Genomic DNA, 13343 nt, shown 5'->3' with positions numbered 1-13343 from the left:
TTATCAGAACTAAATAAGGAGATCAATAATGAGGACTTTGGTACTGCTTAGAGGCTGCCCTGGCACCGGAAAATCAACCTGGATCAGGGATCATCAATTGAATCAATATACACTGTCTGCTGATCAGCTGAGGCTGATCCATCAGTCACCCGTGTTAAATTTGGAAGGGAAATACGACATTTCTCAAAAAAATGACGGAAAAGTATGGAAGCTTTTGTTCACCCTCCTTGAAGAAAGGATGGAAAGGGGGGAATTCACCGTTGTTGATGCCACACATGCGAAACCAAGCATGATTTCAAGCTATAAAGCTCTCGTTTTAAAGTATCGCTACAGAGCGTATGTGGTTGATTTTTCCGATATTCCGCTTGAGACCGCTCTGTTGAGAAACCGGGAGAGGGCTGAGCATAAGCGGGTGCCCGACAGCGTGGTTCACGCCATGCACGAGCGGATTTTAACCGAACCGGCGCCTTCCTGGACAACGGTCATCAAGCCGGAAGAATTTGACGATGTGATGCAGTATAAGCCGAGGCGGCTCGACAGTTATGAAAAAATACATGTGATCGGGGATGTGCACGGCTGTTTTACGGTGCTGGATTCTTATTTGAAAGGCAGACTCGAAGATGACGAGTTATATATTTTTACAGGTGATATGCTTGATAGAGGAATAGAAAACGCAAAAGTCGTTCAATTCCTGCTCAGTATCAAAGATCGTAAAAATGTGATTTTGCTCGAAGGAAATCATGATAAATATTTGAAGCAATACGGGCATGATGAAGAAACAAGAAGCAGCGTATTCAACAAGAAGACAAAACCGGAATTAGACGAAGCAGGCTTTGACAAAAAAGATATCAGGGAACTGGCCAGGCGCTTCCACCAAATTGTCTACTTCACGTATGGAGAAGATACTTACATCATCACGCACGGAGGTATTTCCGCGCTTCCTGACAACCTTCTGCTTACAGCTACCAGTCAGCTGATCAACGGTGTCGGCGGATATGAGACAGATATCGACCATGTCTTTACGAAAAATATGGAAGGGCGGAACATCATTCAAATCCACGGGCACAGAAACATGTTCCGGCTTCCAGTGCATGCAGCCGCAAAATCATATAACCTGGAAGGGCAGGTGGAGCACGGCGGGCATTTAAGGGTTGTCACCATCGATCGGTCTGGCATTCAAACACATGAGATAAAAAATGATGTGTTTAAAACGTCCTCTCCTTCGCTTGATTCTCATCACGAACACGAGGAGCTGACTGTCGACCATTTTCTAAAGCATTTGGACGAACACGATTATGTATCTGAGCAAAAATTAGGCGGAGGCATTTCCTCTTTTAACTTTACGAGGAAGGCTTTTCAGGAGAGAAAATGGGACAGCGTCAGCATGAAGGCAAGAGGGCTGTTTATCAACAGAAACACCAAGGAAATCGTCAGCAGAAGCTACAACAAATTTTTCAACATCGATGAACGCCTGACGACGAAAATGCATGTTCTCGTTAACACGCTGCGCTTTCCGGTCACTGTTTATGATAAGGCGAATGGATTTTTGGGAACGGTCGGCTACAATTCTGAAACCGATGAGCTCGTCTTCACCTCAAAATCTTATACATCGGCAAGCGGACAAAAAGACGGCCATGCGAAATGGGTGGAAGAGCTGTTTCACAAAACGTTTGACGCATCTCAGATTGAGGATATAAAAGAATATGTAAAAACACGCAATGTTTCGTTAGTGTTTGAAGTCGTGCTGCCAGAAAAAGATCCGCACATTATCGAGTACAAATCGGATAAGCTTGTCCTTCTCGACATTGTCAAAAGACAGATGAAATATGAAAAGCTGCCGTATGAAGATGTCCTCTGTTTTGCTGAGACATTTCGCGTAGAATGTAAGCAAAAAGTCATTTCTTTTGACCAGTGGACCGATTTTTATAAATGGTACCTGTCTGTGTCAAATGACCCGTCGATTGAAGAGGAAGGATATGTGATTGAAGACTCGGCAGGATTTATGACAAAATTAAAACTGCCTTTCTATCAATATTGGAAGTTCGTGCGCGGTATCAAGCACAGACTCGGCGCGGCTGCTGGTCGCTCGCCCCATCACGAGGCCCTGTTCCATTCCGAGCATGTGAAGTTTCTCGCCTGGGCCAAAACGAAAGACAGCGAGTATCTTAAAAACCAGTCCGTTATCACCATCCGAAACGACTTTTACAGCGAAACCTAAAGTGAAGAAAACAGAACAAACGGTTTCTTGAAACATAGTTATTTAGACTCAATTTTCAAGCTTGTTTTCACACACACACCCCTAAACCAGAATGTACATTCGTAGGTTATAAGTAGTATTTCGTCTGAATATGAAACGATTTCCCTTCATTTTGCGTTATACTTAAAAACCACATATTTTCCGTCTGAATCGAACATGTTTTATTTCATCATTCACAGGAAATAAACATAGGATAGTTCAGAACGTGTTCTGGAGGTTTTGATCATGGGGAAAATAAGATTCAAGCTCACGGTTCTGCTCGTTTTGGCTGCCGTACTGGCCGGAGGCTTTTATTATTTAAAAAACGGAAGCGTTCAAGATGTCTCAACGGCGCTCAGCCAAACCGTCTCATCTGAGGAAAAGAACTATACCATTTATCAATATAAGATCACCAAAATTGACGGCACTGAATACCACGGGGTATCAGATAACGGAACGAAGATCATTTTCAATGCGAAAAATCTCAACCAGGATCTGTCCGACATTAAAGAAGGAGACAAAGTAAAGGCCTACTTCTCTAATGCCAACAGAATCGACGGATTAATCAAAGTCGTCAAGGTGGCAGATTAAAAACCCTCTGTTTCTCAGAGGGTTTTTTTGTGCAAGCAGTTTTCATTGCAATTTTAATATGCGGCCGCTATAATTACGCATAAGGACAAGTAAATATCGATTGTATCCTTCGGGGCTGGGTGAAAATCCCGACCGGCGGTAATAAAGCGAGAGACAGCTTTAGAGCCCGTGACCCGCTGTGCTTCGTGCAAAGCGGTGGATTCAGTGAGAAGCTGAAGCCGACAGTGAAAGTCTGGATGGGAGAAGGATGAAGAGACTATGTGAAAAATAATGATGATGCATAGTTTTATTTCTCATGCACAAAAACAACCCCCCGGATCGACATCCGGGGTTATTTTTTTGGAAGAAGGGAGGGAAATTCATGACAGATGCGCATTATATGAATCTTGCATTGGAGCTTGCGAAGCAGGGTGAAGGTCAGACAGGAGCCAATCCGCTTGTCGGAGCCGTTGTCGTCAAAGACGGTGAAGTGGTCGGAATGGGGGCTCATTTAAAATACGGCGAAGCGCATGCAGAAGTGCACGCCATTCAAATGGCAGGCCGCCATGCGGAAGGAGCCGTCATTTATGTGACGCTTGAACCGTGCAGCCATTACGGCAAAACGCCTCCTTGCGCGGAACTGATTATCCGTTCCGGTTTGAAGCGGGTAGTCGTGGCGGCCGAAGATCCGAATCCGCTCGTTTCCGGAAGAGGAATCGGGATGCTGAGAAGCGCCGGGATCGAGGTCGAAACAGGCGTTCTCAAAGAACAGGCGGAAGAGCTGAACGAAAAGTTCATGCATTTTATGCGGACAGGCCTTCCGTATGTGACATTAAAAGCAGCTGCCAGCCTTGACGGCAAAACCGCTACCGCAACAGGCGACAGCAAATGGATTACTTCTGAAGAAGCGCGGATGGACGCTCACCAATACCGAAAAAACCACCAGAGTATTTTAGTGGGATCGGGCACAATAAAAGCAGACGACCCGAGTTTGACATGCCGTCTCCCCGGTGCAGTGAATCAGCCGGTGCGTGTCGTTCTCGATACGACGCTGTCAATCCCGCTTCAGTCAAAAGTCATTCAGGATAAAGCAGCGGCAACCTGGATTTACACGACGTCCAAGGCAGATCCCGAAAAGGTTCGGAACCTGGAAAAAGAAGGTGTACAGGTAACCGTGCTGGATGCGGATGAACTTCCGGTGCGCGACGTGCTTCTGCACCTTGCAGACCGAGGTATCGCTTCAGTCTTTGTCGAAGGTGGTGCGACGGTTCACGCAAGCTTCGTCAAAGAAGGACTCTATCAGCAAATGATCTTCTATCTTGCCCCTAAATTAATCGGAGGGCTGCAATCTCCCAGCATCCTCTCCGGTGAAGGCTTTCAATCGATGAAAGATGTCCCCTTACTGCATTTCACAACCATTACCAAAATCGGCCAGGATATAAAGCTGGCGGCAAAACCGATAAAAGAATAAGGCGGTGGCATATGTTTACAGGCATCATTGAAGAAGTCGGAATGATTTTGGACATGAAAAAGGCGGGAAGCGCCATGTCTTTAGTCATCCAATCCAACAAAGTGACCGAGGATGTGAAGCTTGGCGACAGCATTGCTGTCAACGGAGTCTGCCTGACCGTAAATGAGTTCGGTTCCGGCAGTTTCACGGCGGATGTCATGCTTGAAACCCTGAAAGCAACATCACTCGGCACATTAAAAAAAGGAAGCCGCGTCAATCTTGAACGGGCGATGGCGGCAAACGGCCGCTTCGGCGGGCATATGGTGTCGGGGCATGTCGACGGCACCGCGTCTATCGTGCGCATAGAAAAAGCGGCTAACGCCGTATACTATGATTTAAAACTTGACCCTTCACTGGCCAAAATGCTTGTGTTAAAAGGTTCGATCGCCGTAGACGGCGTCAGCCTCACCATTTTTGGACTGACGGAAGATCAAGTAACAGTCTCGCTTATCCCGCACACATTGGATGAAACGATTTTTTCGGAAAAAAAGCCCGGAAGCATCGTCAACATCGAGTGCGATATGATCGGCAAATACATTTACCGGTTTCTCCACCAAGCAAAACAAGACAAACAGGCAAAGCCATTGACTGAATCGTTTTTTAAAGAAAACGGGTTTTAAATGAAAGGAGGCCGCGCGCCTATGTTTCACACAATTGAAGAAGCGATACGCGATTTGAAGCAAGGAAAAGTCATCATCGTGGTCGATGACGAGGACAGGGAAAACGAAGGCGATTTCGTTGCGCTGGCAGAATACGCAACACCTGAAGTGATCAACTTTATGGCTTCGCACGGAAGGGGTTTGATCTGCGCGCCGCTTAATGAAGAGATCGCTTCACGGCTCGACCTCCATCCGATGGTGGACGAAAATACCGATTCTCATCACACGGCATTTACGGTCAGTGTGGATCACCGCGATACAAAGACGGGGATCAGCGCTCAAGAGCGGTCGTTGACCGTCATGTCGTTGATTGATGATCACGCGCTTCCGGGCGATTTTAAAAGACCGGGGCACATTTTCCCCTTGATTGCGAAAACAGGCGGCGTTTTAAAAAGAGCCGGACATACGGAGGCGGCCGTTGACCTTGCGGAGGCGTGCGGTTCCGCGCCGGCCGGCGTCATCTGCGAAATCATGAATGAAGACGGCACGATGGCAAGGGTGCCTGAACTCAAAAAAATAGCCGACCAGCACGACTTGAAAATGATTACGATTAAAGATTTGATCGAATACCGCTACAGCAAGGGAACGCTGATCAACCGAGAAGTGAAGATTACGCTGCCTTCCGAATTCGGCACATTCAAGGTTTACGGCTATACAAACGAAATCGATGACAAGGAACATATAGCACTCGTCAAAGGCGATATACCTTTCGGAGACGAGCCTGTCCTTGTCCGCGTACACTCAGAATGCCTGACGGGCGATGTTTTCGGCTCTTACCGCTGCGACTGCGGCCCGCAGCTTGCTGCCGCACTCGCGCAAATCGAACAAGCGGGCCGGGGCGTGCTCCTTTATTTGAGACAGGAAGGAAGAGGAATCGGCTTAATCAATAAACTGAAAGCTTATAAACTGCAGGAAGAAGGATATGACACCGTGCAGGCTAATGAAAAGCTCGGTTTTCTCCCAGATCTTCGCAACTACGGGATCGGCGCCCAAATTTTAAGAGACCTCGGCGTGAAACAAATGAAGCTGCTGACGAACAATCCGCGAAAGATTGCCGGTCTCGAAGGCTACGGACTGACGATCGCAGACAGGGTGCCGCTGCAGATGGAGACAAAAAAAGACAATGAAAAGTACTTAAAAACGAAAAAATCAAAATTGGGGCATATGCTTCATTTTTAAACTAAAATCAATCACAAAAAAGGACGGGATTCATATGAATAAAATAGAAGGTCATGTAATTGGAACAGATTTGAAAATTGGGATCGTTGTGTCAAGGTTCAACGATTTTATTACAAGCAAACTTCTAAGCGGTGCAGAAGATACGCTGTTGAGACATGGGGTCAAAGCTGATGATATTGATGTCGCCTGGGTTCCCGGAGCATTCGAGATTCCGCTGATCGCCAAAAAAATGGCTGAAACGAAAAAATACGACGCCGTGATTACACTGGGCACGGTCATTAGAGGAGCGACAAGCCACTATGACTATGTCTGCAATGAAGCGGCAAAGGGGATTGCGGCGAGCAGCATGTCAACAGGCGTTCCGGTGATCTTCGGCGTATTGACGACAGACACGATCGAGCAGGCGGTAGAACGCGCCGGAACAAAAGCCGGAAATAAAGGTGCAGAAGCTGCCGCGGCAGCGATTGAAATGGCGAACCTGACCCGGTCGCTTCAATAATTACCGAAAAAGAGTTTAAAAAGGTTATAAAAATGTTTATAATGTGATGTGAAGCGACTAGCCTTCGTTAGATCCACATTTTGATATATTGAGGGGTATTTATGTTAATTCGTTATAAAAAGTCATTCGAAAAGATTGCGATGGGGCTCCTTTCGTTTATGCCGAATGAGAAGGACGTCAAGCAGCTTCAGCAGACAATTAAAGACTATGAAACGGACACTGAAAGGCAGCTGTTCCTATGGAAAGAAGGCGAGGATATTGTCGGCTGTGTAGGAGTAGAGAAAAGAGAAGAAGAAGTCGAGATCAAGCATATCAGTGTAAACCCGTCTCACCGTCATCAAGGAATCGGCAAAAAAATGGTGTCGGCCATTTCGCAAATGTTTGCACCTAAACCGCTGGTTCCGAATGAATTAACTAAAGGATTCTTTGAGCGCTGTCAGGATCACGAAAATGAAGACATCACATATAACCAATGAGCAGAGGCTTCTAGCCTCTGCTCTTTTTTCGCCGTTCGATTTGTTTTTCCCTCTCGGCAACCACTTCAGTCCGGTCTCTCAGCAGGTGTTTATCAATGATGAAGGCGTCCGGTGGATCGTTTGCTCCCCACTCATACGACTTTTTTTCACATTGTTTCCGGCATGCTTTGATCAAAGATTCATCTGTGATTGGAAGCATGATGCTTTCATAAGGAGAATGGGCTTTAATTTTTTGGTAAGTCTTCCTTAACAGCTTGATGAAGCGGCTGTAATCCAATCCGAGCGATTCGACTGCGTCTTTTTCGGACACCAGGATGCGGATGCTGTTCGCCATTAATCTCTCTGCACCGGCAAAATTGTTTCTCCGCTGATGATAGAGTGCGACTGCCAGCTGAATCAATCCAACCCAGTATGATTTCCGCTCGCCGGGATTGTCCTTTTTCCAATGGTCTTCTAAAATTTCGTGGCATTCAAAATAATCCCTTGACCCGTGGAATTCGGCCAGGTAATCGATATAAGCTTGGGGATACATCTGACATCCTCCTTTAAGTTTCCGTTAAAGTGTATCATAAGAACGGAACGGAGGAAAAATGGAGATATATCCAGGCTATGAAAAAAGCGCCCGGGTAACGGACGCTTCTCATTTTTATGTTAATAGATCCATGCCGCTCCTACAATAATCAACAAAATAAACAGAACGACAATCAAAGCAAATCCTCCGCCGTAGCCGAAGCCTTTACCTCCCATGTTGTTCCCTCCTCAGGTTTAAGATTTTACACAGTATTCTATGCAGCATACGCTCAAATCGTATAGGCGAATGCCAAAGCTTCTTAAATTATATTGGACTTCATGCAGACGCGTAATTTATACTAAAGGGTAGCCAGTTTTAGCCGGCTTAGAAGCGATTTTGAAAATGGTGAGAAATGAACATGGAATATCAGGTGAAAATCGAGGCGTTTGAAGGGCCGCTGGATCTGCTGCTGCACTTAATCAACCGCCTTGAAATAGACATTTATGACATACCTGTTGCGAAGATAACCGAGCAGTATTTATTATATGTGCATACGATGCGCGAACTTGAGCTCGACGTGGCCAGTGAATATTTGGTGATGGCTGCGACCCTTCTCAGCATTAAAAGCCGAATGCTCCTTCCAAAGCAGGAAGAGGAGCTGTTTGACGAAGAGTTTCTCGAGGAGGAAGAGGACCCGAGAGAAGAATTGATTGAAAAATTAATAGAGTACAGAAAATACAAAAGTGCCGCGCAAAATTTGAAGGAGCGCGAGGAAGAGCGGCAAAAAGCATTCGCGAAGCCGCCGAGCGATTTAAGCGACTATGCCAAGGAAATCAAACTCAGCGAGCAAAAGCTGTCCGTCACCGTTTACGACATGCTCGGGGCGTTTCAAAAGGTGCTGAACCGCAAAAAAATCAACCGGCCGTCTGAAACTAGAATTTCAAGACAGGAAATACCGATAGAAGAACGAATGACGCAAATCGTCGATTGTTTGAAATCGTCCCGTCAAAGGATGCATTTTATGGAACTGTTCCCATACGAACAGAAAGAGCATCTCGTTGTGACGTTTTTGGCGATTTTGGAGCTGATGAAAAACCAGCTGATCATCATTGAGCAGGAACACAACTTTTCAGACATTTACATAACAGGGAGTGAAGCGATTCATGACGCTTGATATCGTGAATTGGAAAGCCATTGTCGAAGCGCTTTTGTATGCCGCCGGCGACGAGGGCCTGACAAAAAAACAGCTATTATCCGTTTTGGAGATCGATGAAGCCGAGCTTCAGGATATTATGCTCGATGTCAAAGAAACCTATGAAAAAGAAGACAGGGGCATCGAGCTTGTCGAGTACGCGGATACGTACATGCTTTCGACCAAAAAAGAATTCGCCGTCTATTTGAAAAAGCTGATTGAAGCCCCTTCAAAAGGGCTTTCTCAGGCTGCCCTCGAAGTTTTGGCCATCGTCTCATATAAGCAGCCGATTACGAGAGCGGAAGTCGAGGAGATCAGAGGGGTCAAATCTGAACGGATTCTCCAGAGCCTTGTCGTAAAAGCGCTGTTGTGCGAAGTAGGCCGGGCGGACGGACCGGGCAGGGCAATCTTGTACGGTACAACCGAAACATTTCTTGAACAATTCGGCTTAAAAACGCTTGAAGAGCTTCCGCCGCTGCCCGAAAATGTAGAAGAAGACGGGGTTCAGGAAGAAGCCGATCTGTTCTTTGAGAACTTTAACCAGACGTTCGAAGATTTAAAATAGACTCACCTTAAGGACCGAAGTATGATAATATATATTATCGTATTTTTTATGTTTAATTTCATGCATGAAAGAATACGATTGTAACAAAGCGATGAGGAGAGGGTGCCGACACCAATGGGAAAATCTATGGCAAGAGCCCAAACCGAGCAGGCAGGCGAATTTTTAGCACAGACCGTTCAGACGCTAAGCGATTATTTAAACGAAACGACGCTCTCATCCCTTGAAGCCGAAGAGCCCGGGAGCAGAGATTATTATCGCGATGTCCTCAGCAACTTGAGAAAACTGGCGGTTTACTGTGAAGAAGGGCTTCTGGCTTGCCGAATCAGGCTGAAGCAGGTTCCTTTTCAGGACGCTGCCGCCGAAAGGACGCTCTATCAGATCTATCATCGATGCATAGAAGAATTTTTTACACCGAAAAAAGATACTTGGTACGAAGACAGCAGAGCGGCCTACACGGGAAAAAACGCCATTTGCTTTCACGAACCAGCGCCGGCCTCATTAAAAAATTTGATGGCTTCGCTTGAAACAGAATATCAATCGATGAGAGAAGAATTGGAATACTATGCGACTGACTATCGGATGAAGATGGTTCAGCCGAGATCATAGCTTAAATGAACCGTGTGCCGGAACTCCCCCTTTCATGAAAGGGGGAGTTTTAATGTTGCTTGAGATTTTTCTCGGGGAATCATCCAATTGGTGTTCATAACGGAAAGACAAGCGCATAAACTTGTACAAACAACCACAAGGACGTGAGAAAAAATGCGCTTTTTTCTAAAACAGGCTGCAGCAGCCATCATCATATGCTCTCTTTTATGCTCTTCATACCAAATCGCTGAAGCACAGCCTTCCCTTCATGTCAGCGCAAGAAGCGCGATTGTCATGGACGGGCAATCCGGACGGGTATTGTTTGCGAAGGATGAGCATGAAAAACGGCGCATTGCAAGCATTACGAAGATTATGACAGCCATTTTGGCCGTGGAATCGGGCAAATTGGATGAGACAGTCACGGTCAGCGACAGGGCGGTCAAAACGGAGGGATCATCAATCTATTTGACAAGCGGGCAAAAGGTGAAGCTCAAGGACCTTGTTTACGGTTTGATGCTGAGATCGGGAAATGACGCAGCCGTTGCGATTGCTGAGCATGTGGGCGGAAGCCTGGAAGGGTTTGTCTACATGATGAATCAAAAAGCGGCCGACCTTGGCATGGAAAACACCCTGTTCCGCAATCCGCACGGACTCGATGATCACCCTGACCACTATTCCTCGGCCTATGATATGGCGCTTTTGACGAAATATGCGATGACAAACGAAACGTACCAAAAAATCGCCGGAACGAAGCGCTATAAGGCAGAAACGATGCAAGGCATCTGGAGAAATAAAAACAAGCTTTTAACAGGGCTTTACGAATACAGTACAGGCGGGAAGACGGGATATACCAAGCTGGCGAAGCGCACGCTCGTCTCCACTTCATCGAAAGACGGAACCGATTTGATCGCCGTCACCATCAATGCCCCTGACGACTGGAATGATCATATGAACATGTTCAACTATGTATACGGCCACTACAAAACATATATCATCGCCAAAAAAGGCGAGGTTCCGAAATTAAAAGACTCTTTTTACGGGAATAAAGCTTTTATTAAACGGGATGTCACATATTTGTTAAACGAAGATGAAAAAGAAGACGTGAAGGTTGACATCGAGCTTCTTAAACCGAAAAAATCGTGGCGTAAAAACAAAAAAGAAATCCCGGACATCATCGGGGAAATGAACGTCATGTTCAACGGAAAAACGATTGCAAGTGTACCGATCTATTATGAAAACGAACGCAACAAAAAGCCGAAAAAATCGTTTTTCGAGACCTTTCAATCCGTATTCCAAAAAGCGGCAGGCGGTTCATCATGGTCAATATAATCTGGGTCGGCTTAACGGTGATCGGTCTGGTGTTTGCGCTTTTCAACGGAACGGTTCAGGAAGTCAATGAGGCCGTATTTAAAGGTTCGAAGGAAGCTGTCACGATTTCGATCGGCCTGATGAGCGTCCTTGTTTTTTGGCTGGGGCTGATGAAAATCGCCGAACAATCCGGGCTTCTCGAAAAATTCAGCAGGTTGTGCCGGCCGTTCATTTCAAAGCTGTTTCCCGAGATCCCTCCGGATCATCCGGCGATGGGGTATATTTTATCCAATTTAATGGCCAACTTTTTCGGATTGGGCAATGCGGCGACACCGCTCGGCATTAAAGCAATGGAACAGATGAAGGCGCTCAACCGGAACCGCAGGGAAGCGAGCCGCTCAATGATCACCTTTCTGGCGGTCAATACGTCAAGCATTACGTTGATTCCGACGACCGTCATCGCGGTCAGGATGACATATGATGCAAAGGCGCCGACAGACATCGTCGGGCCGACCATTTTGGCGACTTTAATATCGGGAATCTTTGCGATCTTCATCGACCGATACTTTTATTATAGAAGAAAAAAGAAGGGGTGAGCATTTGGAATTCATCAATTGGCTTTCTCTGGCCCTTATCCCGTTTATCATCGCCACGATTCTGCTGTATGGTACATTCAAAAAAGTCCCGACTTATGAAGCGTTTGTTGAGGGAGGGAAGGAAGGAATCCAAATTGCGTTTTCCATTATCCCTTATTTGGTCGGTATGCTTGTAGCGATCACCGTTTTCCGTGCTTCAGGGGCGCTCGATTTTTTTATGAATCTTTTAAAGCCGGTATTTTCCGCCGTGGGAATTCCGACGGAAGTGGTTCCGCTGGCTCTGATCCGGCCGATTTCGGGAACGGCGGCGCTCGGCATGACGACCGATTTAATCGCAGTTTACGGACCCGATTCGTTCATCGGCCGGCTGGCCTCTGTCATGCAGGGATCGACAGACACGACGCTGTATGTTTTGACCGTCTATTTCGGCGCGGTCGGAATCAAGAAAATGGGGGATGCTTTAAAAGTGGGACTGCTTGCTGATTTAGCGGGGATTATCGCGTCTGTGATTATTGTAACATTGCTGTTTGGAAGCGCCTGATCAACAGGCGCTTTTTTGCTTTTCTAGCCAAAACTGTTTTACTTTTGACGTGAGAAAGGATACATTTAAGGGCGGAGTGCTTCTTTCCTAAGGAAGAAGGCGCCCGCAAACTTGTTTGTTGGTCTGGAAAAAAGTAAGATAATACATGAGGTGAAAGATATGGAACGACTTCAAAAAGTAATCGCCCACGCCGGTATTGCATCAAGGCGAAAGGCGGAGGAACTTATAAAAGAAGGGAAAGTCACGGTCAACGGCAAAACCGTCAGAGAGCTCGGCGTTAAAGTATCAAGCTCAGACCGGATCGAGGTAAACGGCGTCCAGCTTGAAAGCGAAGAACCCGTTTATTTTCTCCTGTATAAACCGAGAGGGGTTATATCAGCGGTTAAAGACGATAAAGGCCGGAAAGTTGTGACCGACTTTTTCACAGAGGTGGAGGAGCGGATTTATCCGATCGGAAGGCTTGATTATGATACAAGCGGCCTCTTATTGTTAACGAATGACGGGGACTTCGCCAATAAATTGATGCACCCGAAATACGAAATTAATAAAACGTATGTGGCAAAGCTGAAAGGCATTCCTTTAAAGGAGAATTTAAAAAAACTTGAGCGGGGCGTACGCCTTGAGGAAGGAAAGACAGCTCCGGCAAAAGTGAAGCTTTTGTCACTCGATAAGAAAAAGCAGACTAGCATCGTCCAAATCACAATCCATGAAGGGCGAAACCGTCAGGTCAGGAGAATGTTTGAAGCCATCGGACACGAAGTGCTCAAGCTGAAAAGGGAAGAGTACGCTTTTTTGAACCTGGCAGGCTTGAAAACCGGGGAAAAAAGAGAGCTCACGCCTCATGAAGTGAAAAGGCTCAGGGCATTGGCTGAACACGGTAAAGCGGCTTTCTAAATTTTCACACAACCTTCAAAAA

At 46.3% G+C, this 13343-nt stretch carries 16 protein-coding genes and 1 riboswitch; of the genes, 14 read left to right on the top strand and 2 right to left on the bottom strand.

Features of this window, described 5'->3' with window-relative positions:
- Positions 1-28: 28 nt before the first annotated feature.
- The 7 genes from MKZ04_RS07700 (at position 29) to MKZ04_RS07670 (ending at position 7129) form a co-directional block, all read left to right on the top strand.
- Positions 29-2218, top strand: a complete 2190-nt coding sequence (locus tag MKZ04_RS07700) for an RNA ligase (protein ID WP_341045634.1) — start codon at positions 29-31, stop codon at positions 2216-2218.
- 264 nt (positions 2219-2482) lie between these two features.
- Entirely contained in the window at positions 2483-2827 is a 345-nt protein-coding gene (locus MKZ04_RS07695) for a hypothetical protein (protein WP_020452015.1), read from the top strand.
- 101 nt (positions 2828-2928) lie between these two features.
- Positions 2929-3079, top strand: a riboswitch (FMN riboswitch).
- Between the two features lie 109 nt (positions 3080-3188).
- Positions 3189-4277 carry a bifunctional diaminohydroxyphosphoribosylaminopyrimidine deaminase/5-amino-6-(5-phosphoribosylamino)uracil reductase RibD gene (gene ribD / locus MKZ04_RS07690; protein WP_020452014.1) on the top strand — a complete coding sequence of 363 codons (1089 nt, stop codon included), beginning with the start codon at positions 3189-3191 and terminating at the stop codon, positions 4275-4277.
- 11 nt (positions 4278-4288) lie between these two features.
- The gene (gene ribE, locus MKZ04_RS07685) at positions 4289-4936 is read left to right on the top strand and encodes a riboflavin synthase (protein WP_023857491.1); all 648 of its coding nucleotides are present in this window, start codon (positions 4289-4291) and stop codon (positions 4934-4936) included.
- A gap of 21 nt (positions 4937-4957) precedes the next feature.
- Entirely contained in the window at positions 4958-6154 is a 1197-nt protein-coding gene (locus MKZ04_RS07680) for a bifunctional 3,4-dihydroxy-2-butanone-4-phosphate synthase/GTP cyclohydrolase II (RefSeq protein WP_020452012.1), read from the top strand.
- A 34-nt stretch (positions 6155-6188) separates the two neighbouring features.
- On the top strand, positions 6189-6653 hold the full coding sequence (ribH, locus tag MKZ04_RS07675; protein ID WP_003183115.1) for a 6,7-dimethyl-8-ribityllumazine synthase: 465 nt from the start codon (positions 6189-6191) through the stop codon (positions 6651-6653).
- A gap of 101 nt (positions 6654-6754) precedes the next feature.
- Entirely contained in the window at positions 6755-7129 is a 375-nt protein-coding gene (locus tag MKZ04_RS07670; RefSeq protein ID WP_020452011.1) for a GNAT family N-acetyltransferase, read from the top strand.
- A 10-nt stretch (positions 7130-7139) separates the two neighbouring features.
- Here MKZ04_RS07670 and MKZ04_RS07665 read toward each other — a convergent pair whose 3' ends face one another.
- Complete coding sequence (locus MKZ04_RS07665) at positions 7140-7661, bottom strand: DUF309 domain-containing protein (protein WP_035338489.1); 522 nt, start codon at positions 7659-7661, stop codon at positions 7140-7142.
- A gap of 119 nt (positions 7662-7780) precedes the next feature.
- A complete protein-coding gene (locus MKZ04_RS07660; protein WP_003183108.1) occupies positions 7781-7876 on the bottom strand; it encodes a YjcZ family sporulation protein in 96 nt (31 codons plus the stop codon).
- Positions 7877-8058: 182 nt separating this feature from the next.
- On the opposite strand from MKZ04_RS07660, the gene MKZ04_RS07655 reads away from it, so the two are divergent.
- The 7 genes from MKZ04_RS07655 (at position 8059) to rluB (ending at position 13321) form a co-directional block, all read left to right on the top strand.
- A complete protein-coding gene (locus MKZ04_RS07655; protein ID WP_079289509.1) occupies positions 8059-8814 on the top strand; it encodes a segregation/condensation protein A in 756 nt (251 codons plus the stop codon).
- The gene (gene scpB, locus MKZ04_RS07650) at positions 8804-9397 is read left to right on the top strand and encodes an SMC-Scp complex subunit ScpB (RefSeq protein ID WP_341045630.1); all 594 of its coding nucleotides are present in this window, start codon (positions 8804-8806) and stop codon (positions 9395-9397) included. Before MKZ04_RS07655 ends, scpB begins: the two co-directional genes overlap by 11 nt.
- A gap of 114 nt (positions 9398-9511) precedes the next feature.
- Positions 9512-10003: a YpuI family protein gene (locus MKZ04_RS07645; RefSeq protein ID WP_023857487.1), complete on the top strand. Its 492-nt coding sequence runs from the start codon at positions 9512-9514 to the stop codon at positions 10001-10003.
- A 153-nt stretch (positions 10004-10156) separates the two neighbouring features.
- Positions 10157-11311 carry a D-alanyl-D-alanine carboxypeptidase family protein gene (locus tag MKZ04_RS07640; protein ID WP_023857486.1) on the top strand — a complete coding sequence of 385 codons (1155 nt, stop codon included), beginning with the start codon at positions 10157-10159 and terminating at the stop codon, positions 11309-11311.
- On the top strand, positions 11299-11886 hold the full coding sequence (locus MKZ04_RS07635; protein ID WP_020452005.1) for a nucleoside recognition domain-containing protein: 588 nt from the start codon (positions 11299-11301) through the stop codon (positions 11884-11886). The genes MKZ04_RS07640 and MKZ04_RS07635 overlap by 13 nt, the downstream gene beginning before the upstream one ends.
- 4 nt (positions 11887-11890) lie before the next feature.
- Positions 11891-12427 (top strand): spore maturation protein, encoded by a 537-nt coding sequence (locus MKZ04_RS07630; protein ID WP_023857485.1) that lies wholly within the window; start codon positions 11891-11893, stop codon positions 12425-12427.
- A gap of 159 nt (positions 12428-12586) precedes the next feature.
- Positions 12587-13321 (top strand): 23S rRNA pseudouridine(2605) synthase RluB, encoded by a 735-nt coding sequence (rluB, locus tag MKZ04_RS07625; protein ID WP_020452003.1) that lies wholly within the window; start codon positions 12587-12589, stop codon positions 13319-13321.
- Positions 13322-13343: the final 22 nt, after the last annotated feature.

The sequence above is a fragment of the Bacillus sp. FSL W7-1354 genome (assembly GCF_038002405.1).
Taxonomy (GTDB): Bacteria; Bacillota; Bacilli; order Bacillales; family Bacillaceae; genus Bacillus; species Bacillus paralicheniformis.
Note: the sequence above shows the minus strand (reverse complement) of the source record. Positions and strands in the feature narration are given on the sequence as shown.